The sequence below is a fragment of the Chromobacterium sp. ASV23 genome, from assembly GCF_016428945.1.
Lineage (GTDB): Bacteria > Pseudomonadota > Gammaproteobacteria > Burkholderiales > Chromobacteriaceae > Chromobacterium > Chromobacterium sinusclupearum.
In genome coordinates this window covers 1-14,633 of sequence record NZ_JAELTR010000038.1, presented here as the reverse complement: position 1 = coordinate 14,633, position 14,633 = coordinate 1, and the positions used below count along the sequence as shown (strand labels likewise).

The following is a 14,633-nucleotide window of genomic DNA, read 5'->3' as shown; positions in this document are numbered from 1 at the left end:
ATTCGGCTCGCCGTCTATCGGCAAGGCTTGCCATTGTAGCAAACGAGATCGCCGACGCTGCTGTTATTTTGCGCAGCCGGCATTTTCACCGCCGCAATTTCGGCAAACAGGCGTTTCAGTTGCAGAATGAAAAAGCAGGGCGCTCGCCCTGCTTGAATGATGCGAATATCTTTAATTGATCGGTTTGCGCGCAAACAATCTGGCCATGCTGTGGTGATGAGGCCAGCCATGGCTGAGATCGAGCGCATACTCCTCCTGATAGGCCAAGGCCTCCAGTTGAGAAAACTGCGCTCTCAGTTCGCCGGAACGGTAGTAATGCCGGATATAAGCGGCGGTTTCGCTGGCGCGCCCTCCGCGGCCGCAACAACCCGGATCATCCACTAGGAAGACCGAGGCGAACAAAAAGCCGCCTGGCGCAAGGCCCGATACCATGGCTTGCGCCAATCTGGCACCCGCCTCTTCGTTCAAATGATCCAGCAGGGTATAGGCCACGATGATCTGATAATGCTGCGGCTCGATATCCGCCTCCGCCATATTGGCCAAATCGGCCACGCCTCCGTTGACATCGAGTTGCAACTCGTCGGCCAGCCCGCTCAAACGAGCCACCGCCTCCGCAGACTGATCCAGGCCACGCATGGAAAAACCGCGGCGCGCCAGATACAGGGCATTACGCCCTTGGCCGCATCCCAGATCCAGTCCGACGCCCTCTCCTTTCACATTGTACTTATCCAGATAATAAATCAGGGACAGCGCTGGCCGGTCCCCATAGAACGACGCATTGCTGCGATAAAAACCATCGAAATCCGCGGCACCCATATTTATTCCCCTGCTCACGCACTCCCAAAAACAAGCGCCGACAAGGCAAATCATCGGCAGGTGGAAACTACTTACTAGTAATAGTTCTTATGGGAAATTGTTACTACTTAGATACACATACTAAGTATTTACACCTAAATGATGGCCTGCAAGATAAAGAAAAACCCCGTCAAGCAACGCCGGACGGGGTCGTTTACAGTTAGGAGACGAGTTTTACTGATAGTTGTCGATGCTCGGGCAGCTGCACTGCACGTTGCGATCGCCATACACGTCGTCGATGCGGTTCACGCTCGGCCAGAACTTGTTCTCCAACACGTAGGGCAGCGGGAACAGGCCCTGCTCACGGCTGTAAGGACGGTCCCACTCGCCGGCGATGTCGGCCTTGCTGTGCGGCGCGTTGACCAGCGGATTGTTGTCCGCCGGCCATACGCCGTTCTGCACCTGGTCGATCTCGGCGCGGATGGCGGCCATCGCGGCGATGAAGCGGTCCAGCTCGGCCTTGGGCTCGGACTCGGTCGGCTCTATCATCAGCGTGCCCGGCACCGGGAAGCTCATGGTCGGCGCGTGGAAGCCGTAGTCCATCAGACGCTTGGCCACATCCACTTCGGTAACGCCGGAGGCGGCCTTCAGCGGACGAAGATCGATGATGCACTCGTGCGCCACCCGGCCATTGACACCGGTGTACAGCACCGGGAAGTACTCGGCCAGGCGAGTAGCCAGATAGTTGGCGGACAGCAAGGCGTTTTCCGTGGCTTGCTTCATGCCTTCCGCGCCCATCATGGCGATGTACATATACGAGATCGGCAGGATGGAAGCCGAGCCGAACGGCGCGGCAGAGACTGCGGTCTGCCCCTCTTCCGCGCCCGGCACCGAAGCCACCACGTGGTTGGCCATGAACGGCGCCAGGTGCGCCTTCAGGCCGATCGGGCCCATGCCCGGCCCGCCGCCGCCATGCGGGATGCAGAAGGTCTTGTGCAGGTTCATGTGCGACACGTCGGCGCCGATGTCCGCCGGACGGGTCAGCCCCACCTGCGCGTTCAGGTTGGCTCCGTCCATATACACCTGGCCGCCGTGGGCGTGGACGATCTCGCAGATCTCTTTGATGCTTTGCTCGAACACGCCGTGGGTGGACGGATAGGTGATCATCAGCGCGGCCAGGTTGGCAGCATGCTGCTCGGCCTTGGCCTTCAGATCGGCCACGTCGACGTTGCCGGCCTCGTCGCACTTCACCACCACCACCTGCATATTCATCATCTGCGCGGTGGCCGGGTTGGTGCCGTGCGCCGATTGCGGAATCAGGCAGATATTGCGATGGCCTTCGCCGCGCGACTCATGGTAACGGCTGATGGCCAACAGGCCGGCGTATTCGCCCTGGGCGCCGGAGTTAGGCTGCATGGAGATGGCGTCAAAGCCGGTGATCGCCTTCAGCTGCCGCTGCAAGCCCTCGATCAGCTCCAGATAGCCCACAGTCTGCTCGCGCGGCGCGAACGGATGCATATTGGCGAATTCCGGCCAGGTGATCGGGATCATCTCGCTGGTGGCGTTCAGCTTCATGGTGCAGCTGCCCAGCGAGATCATCGAGTGATTCATCGCCAGGTCGCGGTTTTCCAGCTTCTTCATGTAGCGCAGCATCTCGTGCTCGCTATGGTGGGTGTTGAACACCGGGTGGGTCAGGATGGCCGACTCGCGCTTCAGCGCGGCCGGGATGGCCTCTTTGGCCACGGCGTCCAGGGCAGCGATGTCTGCCGGCTTGCCGGTGAACAGCTCGATCAGCTTAGCGAGGTCCGCCTCGGTGGCGGCTTCGTGGAAAGCCACGCCGAGCACAGTCTTGCCGACACGGCGCAGGTTGTAGCCGGCGGCCAGCGCGGCGGCGTAGATGGCGTCGGCTTTAGGAGCGTCCACTTGCACCGAGTCGTAGAAGCGGTCGAACACCAGCTTGCCGCCGGCGGCTTGCACCGCGTGGGCGAAGATGGCGGCCAGGCGATGGATGCGGGCGGCGATGCGCTTGACGCCTTGCGGGCCGTGATAGACGGCGTACAGGCCGGCGATATTGGCCAGCAGCACCTGGCTGGTGCAGATGTTGGAGTTGGCCTTCTCGCGGCGGATGTGCTGCTCGCGGGTCTGCAGCGCCATGCGCAGCGCGGTCTTGCCCTTGGCGTCTATGGACACGCCGATGATGCGCCCCGGCGCCGAGCGCTTCATCTCGTCCTTGAACGCGAAGTAAGCCGCGTGCGGGCCGCCGAAGCCCATCGGCACGCCGAAGCGCTGGGTATTGCCCAGCGCGATGTCAGCGCCCATTTCGCCCGGAGACTTCAAGGCCACCAGCGCCATCACGTCGGCGGCGACGGCGACGATGCCGCCCTTGGCCTTGACTGCGGCGATATGCGGGGTCAGATCGATCAGATCGCCGGCTTCGCCCGGATACTGGAACAAGGCGCCGAAGTAGTCGCCGTTGCCGGCCTCTTCCGGATGGCCCTGCACCAGCTCGAAGCCGAAGTACTTGGCGCGGGTCTTCATCACGTCCAGCGTCTGCGGCAGCACGCGGCTGTCGACAAAGAAACTGACGGACTTGGATTTGGACACGCGCTTGGCCATGGCCATCGCCTCGGCGGCAGCGGTGGCCTCGTCCAGCAGCGAGGCATTGGCCATTTCCAGGCCGGTCAGGTCGATCACCATCTGCTGGAAGTTCAGCAGCGCCTCCAGCCGGCCCTGGGCGATCTCGGCCTGGTACGGGGTGTAAGCGGTGTACCAGCCCGGATTTTCCAGGACATTACGCAGGATGACGGTGGGCGTCAGCACCGGGTAGTAACCCAGGCCGATGAAGGACTTGTTGACCACGTTCTTGGCTGCGACAGCCTTCAGCGCGGCCAGCGCCTCCGCTTCCGGCTGCGGCGCTGGCAGGTCCAGACGGCGGTTCAGGCGGATGTCGGCCGGCAGAGTCTGGTCGACCAAGGCATCGATGGACGGCGCGCCGATGGCGGCCAGCATCTCGGCGCGCTCGGCGTCATTGGGGCCGATGTGGCGGGAGAGGAATTCGTGACGATTGAAGAGTTCGGCAAGAGACATACAAGACCTTTCTTTTGCCACGGAAACCATGAAAGGACACGAACGGCATGACGCGAAGCCGAAAAGCCGCTCACACTGAGAGAAGCCGGAATAGGCTTTCTGTTATCTTTCGTGTCTTTTCGTGGTTTTCGTGGCTAAAAAACAAACGCCCCTGTGTCTTGCGACTAAGGGGCGTATCACATCAAGCGCCGATTTCCTTGGCGTAGGCGGCGGCATCCATCAGGCCGTCCAGGTCGGACGCATTGGCCGGCTTGATCTTGAAGAACCAGCCCGCGCCGTACGGATCGTTATTGGCCAGATCCGGCGCGCCTTCCAGCTCGCCATTCACTTCCAGCACTTCGCCGGCGATCGGACAGTAGACGTCGGAAGCCGCCTTAACCGATTCCACCGCGCCAGCCTGTTCTTCCTTGGCCAGTACGCTGCCGATCTTGGGCAGCTCGACGAAGACGATGTCGCCCAACAGTTCCTGTGCGTGGGCGGTGATGCCCACGGTCACGGAGCCATCAGCTTCCAGGCGCAGCCATTCGTGGCTCTCGACGTATTTCAGTTCGGCGGGGATATTGCTCATCTTGAAGTTCTCCAGCTTAAGATCGGATCAATGGTGACGGCAGTCGTCGCAAGGACGCTGCCCGATTATTCGAATACTTTCTTGCCGTTACGCACGAAGGGCATCTTCACTACGCGCACATCGGTCAGCGTGCCGCGCAGGTCCACTTGGGCGGCAGCGCCGGTGGCGGCCGGCACGCGGGCGATGGCGATGGAGTGCTTCAGCGTCGGCGAGAAAGTGCCGCTGGTGATCACGCCTTCGCCGACGCCTTCCACCAGGACCTTCTGGCCTTCGCGCAGCACGCCGCGGCCTTCCAGCACCAGACCCACCTGCTTCATTTTGACGCCGGCGGCTTTTTGCGCTTCCAGCGCCTCACGGCCATTGAATTGGCGCTCGGCCGGCTCCCAGGCGATGGTCCACCCCATGCCAGCTTCCAGCGGCGACACGGTTTCGTCCATGTCGTGGCCGTACAAATTCATGCCGGCTTCCAGGCGCAGCGTATCGCGCGCGCCCAGGCCGATGGGCGCGACGCCGACGGCTTGCAATTGTTCGAAGAAGGAAACGGCTTCGGCGGCGGGAATCATGATTTCCAGGCCATCTTCACCGGTATAGCCGGTGCGGGCGTAGAACCATTCGCCCTGCGGCAGGCCCTGGAACACTTTCAGCGCGCGGATGGCATCAGCCAATTCCGGCTTGATGGAACAGACTTTTTCAATGGCCTTGGGGCCTTGCACCGCCAGCATCGCCAGGTCGCGGCGCACCTTGAGCGCCACGTCGAAGCCAGCCTTCTGGGCTTCCATCCAGGCCAGGTCTTTCTCGGTGGTGCCGGCATTGACCACCATGCGGTAGCCATAGGCAGTGAGATAGACGATCAGATCGTCGACGACGGTGCCCTGAGGCGTCAGCATGCCGGAATACAAGGCCTTGCCCTCGAAGCCGAGCTTGGCCACATCGTTGGCGATCAGTTTTTGCAGCCAGGCCTTGGCGTCGGAACCGGTGATGTCGATCACCGTCATGTGGGAGACGTCGAACATGCCGGCGTCGGTGCGGACGATTTCGTGCTCTTTCAGCTGGGAACCGTAATGGATGGGCATTTCCCAACCGGCGAAATCGACCATCTTGGCGCCGGCGGCAATGTGGGCTTCAAACAGCGGAGTACGTTTCGGGGCCGTCATGGCGCGGTTCCTTCGAGAAAAGTGTGGATAGCCTCTATCAACCACACCCCTCTGTCCCTGCACCTGAGATTTTCCGGCCGGATAAGCCGTTAGCCCCTTCGGTGGACGCCGCGCGGGCGCCGCTCTCCAGATTGCGCAAGCCGGCGGCCGCCGGCTCGATGATACAGTCCTTTTGCCTGAGCGATTAGCGGGTGCGCTTGCGCCTTCGGCGGCGGCCGCGGGTGCCGCTCTCTCCTGTATGACTCGCCGATTATGGTGGGCATCTCCCCGCCTTGGCAAGCCGAGTTTATTTCGATGTCAAACAGTCTGAATAAATGTTTCTCAAAGAAAATAAGCGCACATTTTTATCAATAAAAACTATTCGGAAACGAAAAAAGCGCAGGCTTTCGCGCTGCGCTTTGGCATTCATCCCGCTTCCGCCGCTCAATCATCGGCGTGGCGCTCTTTCAACTGCCAGACATAAATCGGCAGGCCGAGCATCAACAACAGCATGCCCCACATCACGATCTCTGCGCCGGAGCCGTAAAGCGCCCACAAGGAATACACAAAACCGATGCCGGCGAAGAAGCCCGGCGCCACGTAATCGCGCGGCGCAAACGCCTTGCCGCGCATCAACATGATGGCGATCAGCGCCATCGAGCAGAACGCGTATGGCAACAAGGTGGTGGCGGTGGCCAGCAGGATGATGAACTCGAAAATCTTCACTCCGCTGTCGCCGCCGGCGTATTTCATCGCCATCAGGATGGTGACCAAGGTGCTGGACAGTACTAGGCCGAAGATCGGCACGCCCGCCGCATTGCGCTGATTGAAGCGGCTGGGAAACAGCTTGTCCTTGGCCGCAGCTGCCGGCACATGCGCCTGCATCAAGCTCCAGCCGTTGAGGGCGCCGAAGCAGGACACGACCGCGCCGAAACCGACCAGCCAATAACCCCAATCCCCCCACATCAACCGGGCCGCATCGGCAAACGGTGCCTGCGACGCTGCCAGCACATCGGAAGGCATCAAGCCCATCAGCGATATCGTGGACAGGATGTACAGCACGGTGGCCAGCAAGGTGCCGATGACGGTGGCCCGCGGAATGGTCTTCTCTGGCTGATCGACATCGCCGGCCGGCACTGAGGCCGACTCCAGGCCGAGGAAAGCCCAAAGCGTCAGCGCCATGGTCGCGGACAGCGAGGACAACAAGGGCTTATGGTGAGGATTGAACGCCAGATTGTCGGTATTCAGGTGGAAAAAACCGATGAAGGTGACCGCCGCCAGCGGCAGCAGTTTGAGCAGGGTCGTCACCACCGCCACCACGCCCGAGCTGTGCGCGCCGCGACTGTTGATCCAGGTAACGATCCAGATCAGACTGATGGCGAAAACGCCAGCCAGCAGTTCGTTATGGCCGAGAACAGGAAAGAACACTTGCATATAGCTGGTGGCCGCCACCGCCAGCGCGGCATTGCCTGCCCATAAGGCGATCCAGTATCCCCAGGCGATCCAAAACCCGGCAAAATCGCCAAAGCCGGCATGAATATAAGCATATGGCCCGCCTTCGCGCGGCAGGATGGCCGACAGGCGGGCGAACACCAGCGCCAGACAGATGGCGCCAGCAGCCGTGATCAGCCAGCCAAGCAAGGAAATGCCGCCAAACGGCGCCAGCGAGGCGGGCAGCAGGAACACGCCGGAACCTATCATATTGCCCACCACCAGGGCGGTGCACATCCAGACTCCGAGCGAGCCTTTTTTGGGGGAAGAACTGTTTTCGCTCAAACCTGATTCTCCATCGCGAACGAAAGCATGGCGCGCCGCCGGTCCGCAACGGGCGTCGTGCATGCGTGAAACAGGCGGACTCACGGCCGACCGCCACGCGTCATGGCTTCAACATAGACGAAGTCAGCGTCTCAGGCGGTGGGGGAAGTGGCGTCGCGCCGAAAAAAAGGGCGCATTAGAACACAGATTTGATGCAAAAACATGTCGCATTACCGATTTTTTTCACAAAAACCGGCATGCGGCGCAAGTCATGCCAAGCCGATGCGAGCCAGTCAGCCGGCACGCAAGCGCAAGGGGCCGCGCGGCACGCTAGCCAGCGACCAACTGGCCAAGGCCCAGCGCCACAGCTCCGCCAGATCGCCGCACTCGTCCGGTGGCGCATGCCCCAGCAGCGTCAATGCGGCACGCAGCTGCTGCGCGGCATCGACGCCGGAAATCGCCGGCGCCAGCGTCTGTTTGGACAATTTCTCGCCGGCCTCGTTGGTCAATACCGGCAAGTGGCAGTAGGTGGGCGCGGGCAAGCCCAGCGCGGCGTATACCGCCAGTTGACGCGGCGTGGACACCAATAGATCGGCGCCGCGGACGATATCATTGATGCCCTGCTCGGCATCGTCCACCACCACCGCCAGTTGATAGGCCCAGAAGCCGTCGGCGCGCAGCAGCACGAAGTCGCCGATGTCGCGCGCCAGATTCTGCCGGTACTCGCCCTGCAGCCTATCGCAGACAACGCTCTCGCCCGGCGCCACCCGCAGCCGCCAGGCGCGGCCTGCGCGGCCATCCGGACAGCCATTGCGGCAGGTGCCGGGGTAGATATAGCCATCCAGCCCGCGCTGCGCCGCGGCTGCGATCTCCTTGCGCGTGCAACAGCAGGCATAGGCATGGCCGGAGGCGATCAATTGCCGCAAGGCATCTCTGTATAGATCATGGCGCCGGCTCTGATAGACCACCTCGCCATCCCACTCGAAGCCAAAAGCCTCCAGCGTGCGCAAAATATCCGCGGCGGCGCCGGGCACCTCGCGCGGCGGATCCAAGTCCTCCATGCGCAGCAGCCACTGGCCGCCGCGCCGGCGCGCCTCCAGATAACTGCCAACGGCGGTGCTGAGCGAGCCCGCATGCAGCAGGCCGGTTGGACTGGGCGCGAAACGGCCCCGGTAAGTGGCTATGGACATCTGAAACGAACGGCTGGAGCGCTTGGCGGGGAATTTCTCGCTAAAATACGATTATCCCTAAATCACGAGCCAGCCTTAAGAAGGATACAAGAATGGCCTACGTTGTAACCGAAGCCTGTATCAAATGCAAATACACCGACTGCGTGGAAGTCTGCCCGGTTGACTGCTTCCGCGAGGGCCCCAATTTCCTGGCGATAGACCCGGACGAGTGCATAGACTGCTCGCTGTGCGTGGCGGAATGCCCGGTCGGCGCGATCTATGCGGAGGACGATTTACCCAAGGACCAAATGGCCTTCATCCAGCTGAATGCGGAACTGGCCAAGAACTGGCCCAGCATCGTCAACCGCATCGACCCGCTGCCGGACCACGCAGACTGGGCGGAGGTGAAGGATAAGCTGCAATATCTGGAACGCTAAGCGTCTCCCACCCGCCTCCTCCAAAGGGCTGGCGGCACCCAATCAGGCGCGGGACCGCCCCAGTCAAAGCCAACCAGGGCGGAGCCGCCCTCAACCGGCTGGGCGAATCGTAAACATCTTGTTGAAACAGGCGATCTCGAAGACCTGCAGCACCGCCTCGTGGCAGTTCACCAGCACCATGGTCTTCTTCTGCGATGCGGCGCGCTCCTTGAGCAACAACAGCATGCCCAACGCAGAACTGTCCAGAAACGGCACCTGGTCAAAGTCGACACGTATTTCCTGCACCGCGGCGTTATCCAGCAGCTCCTGGCTGGCCTGGCGGAAATCCTTGTGAAGATTGAAGTCAAACTGACCAATCAGCATCATCGTGCCGACATTCCCCTCGACTCTAACAATCGGTCTCATCGCTGCCCCTGTTCTATCCCTGATTGATTCGCTGACAAACTTAAACCGTTTATCCGGCCCGCGGTAATTTCAATTCAAAGCAGGCGCCATGCGCCTCCTTGTTGCAACACCTGACATCGCCGCCCAGCTCTTCCGCCACTTTCTTCACGATAGCCAAGCCAAGGCCGGTACCGCCAGGGCGCGACGTGAAAAAAGGCTCGAAAATCCTGTCCTGCACGGCGGGATCGACACCGGGCCCGCTGTCCTCCACCCGGAAAACCACTTCCGACGCCCCGGCCTCTACCCGCAGCCCCACCTGCCCGCCCGCCGGCGTGTATTGCAAGGCGTTTTCCAGCAAGTTGATCAATGCGCCCTGCAAGGCCTTGCGATCCACCAAGACAGTTATGGCAGAAACCGCAGGCGGATGGCAATCGAAATGCACACTTTTGTCATGACACTGCGGCAGCATGATTGCGCAAACGTCATCCAGCAATGCCGCGACATCCAACGGCTCCAGCGACGAAACCTGTCCCCTTACAAAGCTCAGCATATTCTGTATCAAACCTTCCAGAGCCCGCATTCTGGCCAGGCTCTTGTCCACGAAACGCGCCCTATCCTCCGGTCTCGGCAAATCCTGCTTCAGGTTCGCGGTATACAGCATGGCGCTGGCCAAGGGAGTGCGCAGCTGATGGGCCAGAGAAGCCGCCATGCTGCCCATCGACGCCAACTTTTGCTGCCGCGCCAGTTCGCTGGTCAGCTGATGCAGGCGCGAGACATCGTGAATAAGCACAATTCGGCCACCCGATGCCGGTAAATCCTGATATTGCAAGGTCAGACGGCTGCCCTGGCCATCCGACGACAAGGCGTAGGTATCATCCAATTCGCTGCGCTGCAGTTTTTCGAACACCGTATCCCAGCATTCGCCGATATAACAACCGCTTAGCAAGGACTCCGCCGCCAGATTCTGAGCGATCACCTCGCCAGCAGGAGACAACTCCACCACCCCCGCCGGCAAGACTTTCAACAGCAAACCCAAGCGTTCCGCCAGCGCGGCATTCTCGTCTCGTTGTTTTCGCAACTGGTTGTTGGCCTCGTCCAGTTGGGCATTCAAAACATTGACCTGGGCCTCAAGTTGTTTATATGCATCAATGAGTTGACCCGACACGGCGTTGAACTGCTCAAATGCCGCCTCCAACTGCTGTTGATCCTTCAAGCTTGAAACCATGGTAGGCATCGCCTCACTGTCATTTGTAAAAAACACTTAAACGGTATGATAATGGCCAGTCTACGGTGAGCCAACTCGCGGCAGAAGCGGCCGCAAGCAAAAAAAACCGGGAAAAACTCATATCTGGGCGTATAAAGGGAAGTAGTGCGCCATTCCAAAAGATGCTGCGGAGGTTTCTGTGTCAGAGCTTCTCAAAAAAATCGACGCCAGAACCAAACTGGCAGGCACCAACAAGCTGGAAATCCTGCTTTTCTCCTTGGGGCATGATCAGCGTACCGGACGCAAGGAAGTGTTCGGTATTAATGTATTCAAGGTGCGCGAAGTGATGCGCACCCCGGAAATCACCTCCGCGCCGGAAATGCCGTCCTCGGTGGAAGGCATGGTCAGCCTGCGCGGCTCGCTGGTTCCGGTGATCGATCTGGCCAAGTACGCAGGCATCGTCACCAGCAACCGCCCCGAGATCATGATCGTGACCGAGTACAACGGCCACACTCAGGGCTTCCTGGTCGAGGCGGTCGACACCATTCTGCGCTTGGACTGGTCCGCCATGCGCGTGCCGCCCGACATGATCACCAACCGCATGGCCGGCTTGGTGACCGCTGTCACGGAGCTGGAAAACGGCGCGCTGGTGATGATGATGGATGTGGAAAAAGTTCTGGCTGAAACCAGCGTGATCGATGACGGCCACAGCTTCATCAATATCGAGCCGGTCAAGGAAGACCGCCGGATTTTCTTCGCCGACGACAGCGCGGTGGCGCGCAAGCAGATCGAACGCACGCTGGAAGCGATGAATATCCGCTATACCTACGCCATCAACGGCATGCGCGGTTGGGAAGATCTGCAGAAAATGGCCCAACAGGCCGAAGCGGCCGGCCGCAAGCTGTCCGATGAGCTGCATCTCGTCCTCACCGATGTGGAGATGCCGGAGATGGACGGCTATATGCTGACGAAGATGATCAAAAGCGACCCGCGCTTTGCTGGCATTCCGGTACTGATGCACTCGTCGCTGTCCGGTTCATCGAACCAGAAGCTCGGCGAATCCGTCGGTGTCGATTCCTACGTATCCAAGTTCGAGCCGCAAAAACTGGCGAGCAAGTTGCGCCAGATGCTCAAACTGGAACCGATGGACTAGACCGCGGTCTTCTTCAAGATTTTCAAGGGATAGGGATTAAGACATGCCTAGCACCGACGCCTCCTTGCTTGCCAGTGTGGACGCCAGGACCAAACTGGCCGGCTCCAACAAGATGGAGATCTTGCTGTTCTCTTTGGGAACGCGGGAAACATTCGGCATCAACGTGTTCAAGGTGCGCGAAGTCTCGCAGACGCCTGCCATCACCAAGACGCCCAATATGCCGTTTGGCGTCGAAGGCGTGCTGTCCTTGCGCGGCAACATCATTCCGGTGATATCACTGGCCAAATTCATTGGCCACAACACCGAGAGCAAGTTCGACACCATGATCGTCACCGAGTTCAACAAGAGTACTCAGGCCTTCCTGGTGGACTCGGTCGACCGCATCATCCGCGTCGACTGGGACAAGGTGCGCGCGCCGGAAAACATCATGGCGGCGGCGGGCACCAATCAAAACCTGATCACGGCGGTCACCGAGCTGGAAAACGGCAAACTGGTCTCGATTCTTGACGTCGAGCAGATTCTGGCCAGCGTCGTGGGCGAACCCCGCTTGCCGGATGTCCCTTCCGCGCAGCTGGAAGTCGATCAATACATTTTCTTCGTCGACGACTCGGTGGTGGCCCGCAAGGAGATCACCGGCGTGCTGGAGAAAATGGGAATCAAATTCCAGCAAGCCACCAACGGTCGGGAAGCCTGGGACCGGCTGCAGGTGCTGGCAGGCCGCAACTGGGCCGAAGGCGAATGCCTGCACGATTATCTGAAAATCATTCTGGTCGATGCCGAAATGCCGGAAATGGACGGCTACGTGTTGACCAAGCTGATCAAATCCGACCAGCGTTTCAAAGGCATTCCGGTGATCATGCACTCCTCGCTGTCGTCCAACGCCAACCGGGCGATGGGCTCCAGCGTCGGCGTGGATTCTTACGTTGCCAAGTTTGACCCGGGCGTGCTGGCAGAAACTTTGATTCCATTCCTGCAAAGGTAGTCGCTACAATGTGCGCCTTGATGGAACATAGATAATTCAGGATATACCTCGATGTCAGACAAGAATATGCGATTTCTGGTCGTGGACGACTTCTCCACCATGCGAAGGATCGTTCGCAACCTGCTGAAAGAGTTGGGTTTCACCAACGTCGACGAGGCTGAAGACGGCCAGGTGGCGTTGCACAAGCTGAAAACCCAGAGCTTCGACTTCGTCGTCTCCGACTGGAACATGCCCAATATGACGGGCATTGAGCTGCTCAAGGCAGTCAGGGCGGATCCCCAGCTGAAGCACCTCCCATTCATGATGATCACCGCCGAGGCTAAACGGGAAAACATCATCGAGGCAGCAATGGCCGGCGCCAGCGGCTACATTGTGAAACCCTTCACCGCTGCGACCATGGAAGAAAAAATGAACAAGATCTTCCAGAACATGAACAAGCCAGCCTGAGCATTGCACAAGACTGCCCGCATCTGCATTGAGGAGGATTGAAAGTGCCGGACCATATTTTGGAGAATGGAGACTCGCCAGAGCTCGAAGCCCTGTTTGACAGCGTTGCACAACAGCAGCACGCACAGGAAGAAGCGCCGGCCGCCGCACCGGCCAACCAAGAGAGCAGCCCCAAGCTATTCTCAAGTGAAACCAATCCTTCGACAATGTACGAACACATTGGGCAGATGACCCGCAAAATGCACGATGCCTTGCGCGATCTGGGCTACGACAAATCGCTGGAAAAAGTGGCGGAAACCATTCCGGACGCCAAAGACAGATTGGCTTACATCGCCACGTTGACGGAAAACTCGGCGGAACGGGTGCTGAATGCCACCGACATCGCCAAGCCCTTCCAGGACAACCTGGAAAGCCAGGCATTGGCGCTCAGCGCGCGCTGGGAAAAACTGTACGCCAATCTGCTCAGCGTGGAAGAGTTCAAGGCCCTGGCCGAGGAAACGCACCGCTATCTGAAGGATGTGCCGAATCAGACCCAGGCAACCAATACCCAGTTGCTCGAAATTGTGATGGCGCAGGACTTTCAGGATTTGACCGGCCAGGTCATCAAAAAGATGATGGGCATGGTCAAGATCCTGGAAACCGAACTGGTCAACTTCCTGATTGAATTCTCCCCGGACGAGAAGAAGGGCGAGCTGAACACCAGCCTGCTCAACGGTCCGGTCATCAATCCGGAAGGCAAAACCGATGTGGTCACCAGCCAGCAGCAGGTCGACGATCTACTGGAAAGTCTGGGCTTCTAACTGAAGATACGCAAGCAAGACAACGCACGATGACGCGTGGGGTGGAAAAATGAGCGAATTTGGCGGCATGGAAGAGTTGCTTCAGGACTTTCTGATGGAGTCCACCGACCTCCTGTCCGATGTGGACAATAAACTGGTCGAACTGGAAAAGCGCCCGGAAGACAAGGCTCTGCTGAATGACATCTTCCGCGGTTTCCATACCATCAAGGGCGGCGCCGGCTTCCTCAACGTCATTCCCATGGTCAATCTGTGCCATCGCACGGAAAACCTGTTCGACAAGCTGCGCAATGGCGAGATGCACATCACCCCCGAGGTGATGGACGTCATTCTGGACGCCACCGGCATTGTTCGCGACATGTTCGGCACCCTGGGACAGGGCCTGATGCCGGGCGACGCCGACCCGCACACTTTGGCGGCACTGGACGCCGCGCTTGCCGGCGAACCGCTGGTGGCGGAGGCTCCGCCGGCAGCCGCCGCGCCAGCGCCCGAGCCTGCAGCGGCGTCCGCGGGCAGCGGGCCGGACTGGAATCAGCTGTATCAGGCGGTGGCCCCAGCGGCCGCGCCGGCTGCCGCAGCGCCGCAGCATGCCGCCCCTCCGGCGCCCGCCCCGGCGCCCAAGGCAGAGCCTGTCTCTTATACACATCTCCGAGCCCACGAGACTCAAAAAGGGGGGGGGGGGGGGGGGGGGGGGGGGGGGGGGGGGGGGGGGGGGGGGGGGG

The 14,633-nt window shown here is 60.0% G+C and carries 14 protein-coding genes and 2 riboswitches; of the genes, 6 read left to right on the top strand and 8 right to left on the bottom strand.

The annotated features are described in order from the left end of the window. Positions 1-171: 171 nt before the first annotated feature. The 6 genes from JHD59_RS14960 to gluQRS form a co-directional block, all read right to left on the bottom strand. The gene (locus JHD59_RS14960) at positions 172-816 is read right to left on the bottom strand and encodes a bifunctional 2-polyprenyl-6-hydroxyphenol methylase/3-demethylubiquinol 3-O-methyltransferase UbiG (protein ID WP_199154816.1); all 645 of its coding nucleotides are present in this window, start codon (positions 814-816) and stop codon (positions 172-174) included. 213 nt (positions 817-1,029) lie between these two features. Then, positions 1,030-3,882 carry an aminomethyl-transferring glycine dehydrogenase gene (gene gcvP, locus JHD59_RS14955; RefSeq protein WP_199154815.1) on the bottom strand — a complete coding sequence of 951 codons (2,853 nt, stop codon included), beginning with the start codon at positions 3,880-3,882 and terminating at the stop codon, positions 1,030-1,032. Positions 3,883-4,063: 181 nt separating this feature from the next. Beyond that, positions 4,064-4,450 (bottom strand): glycine cleavage system protein GcvH, encoded by a 387-nt coding sequence (gcvH, locus tag JHD59_RS14950; protein WP_103319203.1) that lies wholly within the window; start codon positions 4,448-4,450, stop codon positions 4,064-4,066. A gap of 65 nt (positions 4,451-4,515) precedes the next feature. Further along, on the bottom strand, positions 4,516-5,604 hold the full coding sequence (gcvT, locus tag JHD59_RS14945; RefSeq protein ID WP_199154814.1) for a glycine cleavage system aminomethyltransferase GcvT: 1,089 nt from the start codon (positions 5,602-5,604) through the stop codon (positions 4,516-4,518). A 41-nt stretch (positions 5,605-5,645) separates the two neighbouring features. Next, positions 5,646-5,744, bottom strand: a riboswitch (glycine riboswitch). Between the two features lie 14 nt (positions 5,745-5,758). Continuing rightward, a riboswitch (glycine riboswitch) is annotated at positions 5,759-5,851 on the bottom strand. Positions 5,852-6,027: 176 nt separating this feature from the next. Then, positions 6,028-7,311, bottom strand: a complete 1,284-nt coding sequence (locus JHD59_RS14940; RefSeq protein WP_233164227.1) for an amino acid permease — start codon at positions 7,309-7,311, stop codon at positions 6,028-6,030. A gap of 320 nt (positions 7,312-7,631) precedes the next feature. Further along, positions 7,632-8,528 (bottom strand): tRNA glutamyl-Q(34) synthetase GluQRS, encoded by an 897-nt coding sequence (gluQRS, locus tag JHD59_RS14935; protein WP_199154812.1) that lies wholly within the window; start codon positions 8,526-8,528, stop codon positions 7,632-7,634. Between the two features lie 92 nt (positions 8,529-8,620). Here gluQRS and fdxA point away from each other — a divergent pair, with 92 nt between their 5' ends. Then, positions 8,621-8,944, top strand: a complete 324-nt coding sequence (fdxA, locus tag JHD59_RS14930) for a ferredoxin FdxA (protein ID WP_103319196.1) — start codon at positions 8,621-8,623, stop codon at positions 8,942-8,944. Between the two features lie 90 nt (positions 8,945-9,034). Here fdxA and JHD59_RS14925 read toward each other — a convergent pair whose 3' ends face one another. Both JHD59_RS14925 and JHD59_RS14920 read right to left on the bottom strand, forming a co-directional pair. Next, positions 9,035-9,349, bottom strand: a complete 315-nt coding sequence (locus JHD59_RS14925) for an STAS domain-containing protein (RefSeq protein ID WP_103319193.1) — start codon at positions 9,347-9,349, stop codon at positions 9,035-9,037. A gap of 49 nt (positions 9,350-9,398) precedes the next feature. Further along, the gene (locus tag JHD59_RS14920) at positions 9,399-10,553 is read right to left on the bottom strand and encodes a PAS domain-containing sensor histidine kinase (RefSeq protein WP_233164225.1); all 1,155 of its coding nucleotides are present in this window, start codon (positions 10,551-10,553) and stop codon (positions 9,399-9,401) included. 178 nt (positions 10,554-10,731) lie between these two features. Between JHD59_RS14920 and JHD59_RS14915 the strand changes: the two genes are divergently transcribed. The 5 genes from JHD59_RS14915 to JHD59_RS14895 all read left to right on the top strand — a co-directional run. Continuing rightward, complete coding sequence (locus JHD59_RS14915) at positions 10,732-11,685, top strand: chemotaxis protein (protein ID WP_043620928.1); 954 nt, start codon at positions 10,732-10,734, stop codon at positions 11,683-11,685. A gap of 43 nt (positions 11,686-11,728) precedes the next feature. Further along, positions 11,729-12,667: a chemotaxis protein gene (locus JHD59_RS14910; protein WP_043620931.1), complete on the top strand. Its 939-nt coding sequence runs from the start codon at positions 11,729-11,731 to the stop codon at positions 12,665-12,667. Between the two features lie 51 nt (positions 12,668-12,718). Further along, positions 12,719-13,114 carry a chemotaxis response regulator CheY gene (cheY, locus tag JHD59_RS14905; RefSeq protein WP_011136995.1) on the top strand — a complete coding sequence of 132 codons (396 nt, stop codon included), beginning with the start codon at positions 12,719-12,721 and terminating at the stop codon, positions 13,112-13,114. A gap of 44 nt (positions 13,115-13,158) precedes the next feature. Continuing rightward, positions 13,159-13,914: a protein phosphatase CheZ gene (gene cheZ / locus JHD59_RS14900; RefSeq protein WP_103319249.1), complete on the top strand. Its 756-nt coding sequence runs from the start codon at positions 13,159-13,161 to the stop codon at positions 13,912-13,914. Positions 13,915-13,963: 49 nt separating this feature from the next. Then, positions 13,964-14,633, top strand: a 670-nt coding sequence (locus JHD59_RS14895; RefSeq protein ID WP_199154811.1) for an Hpt domain-containing protein, incomplete at its 3' end; no start/stop codon positions are given.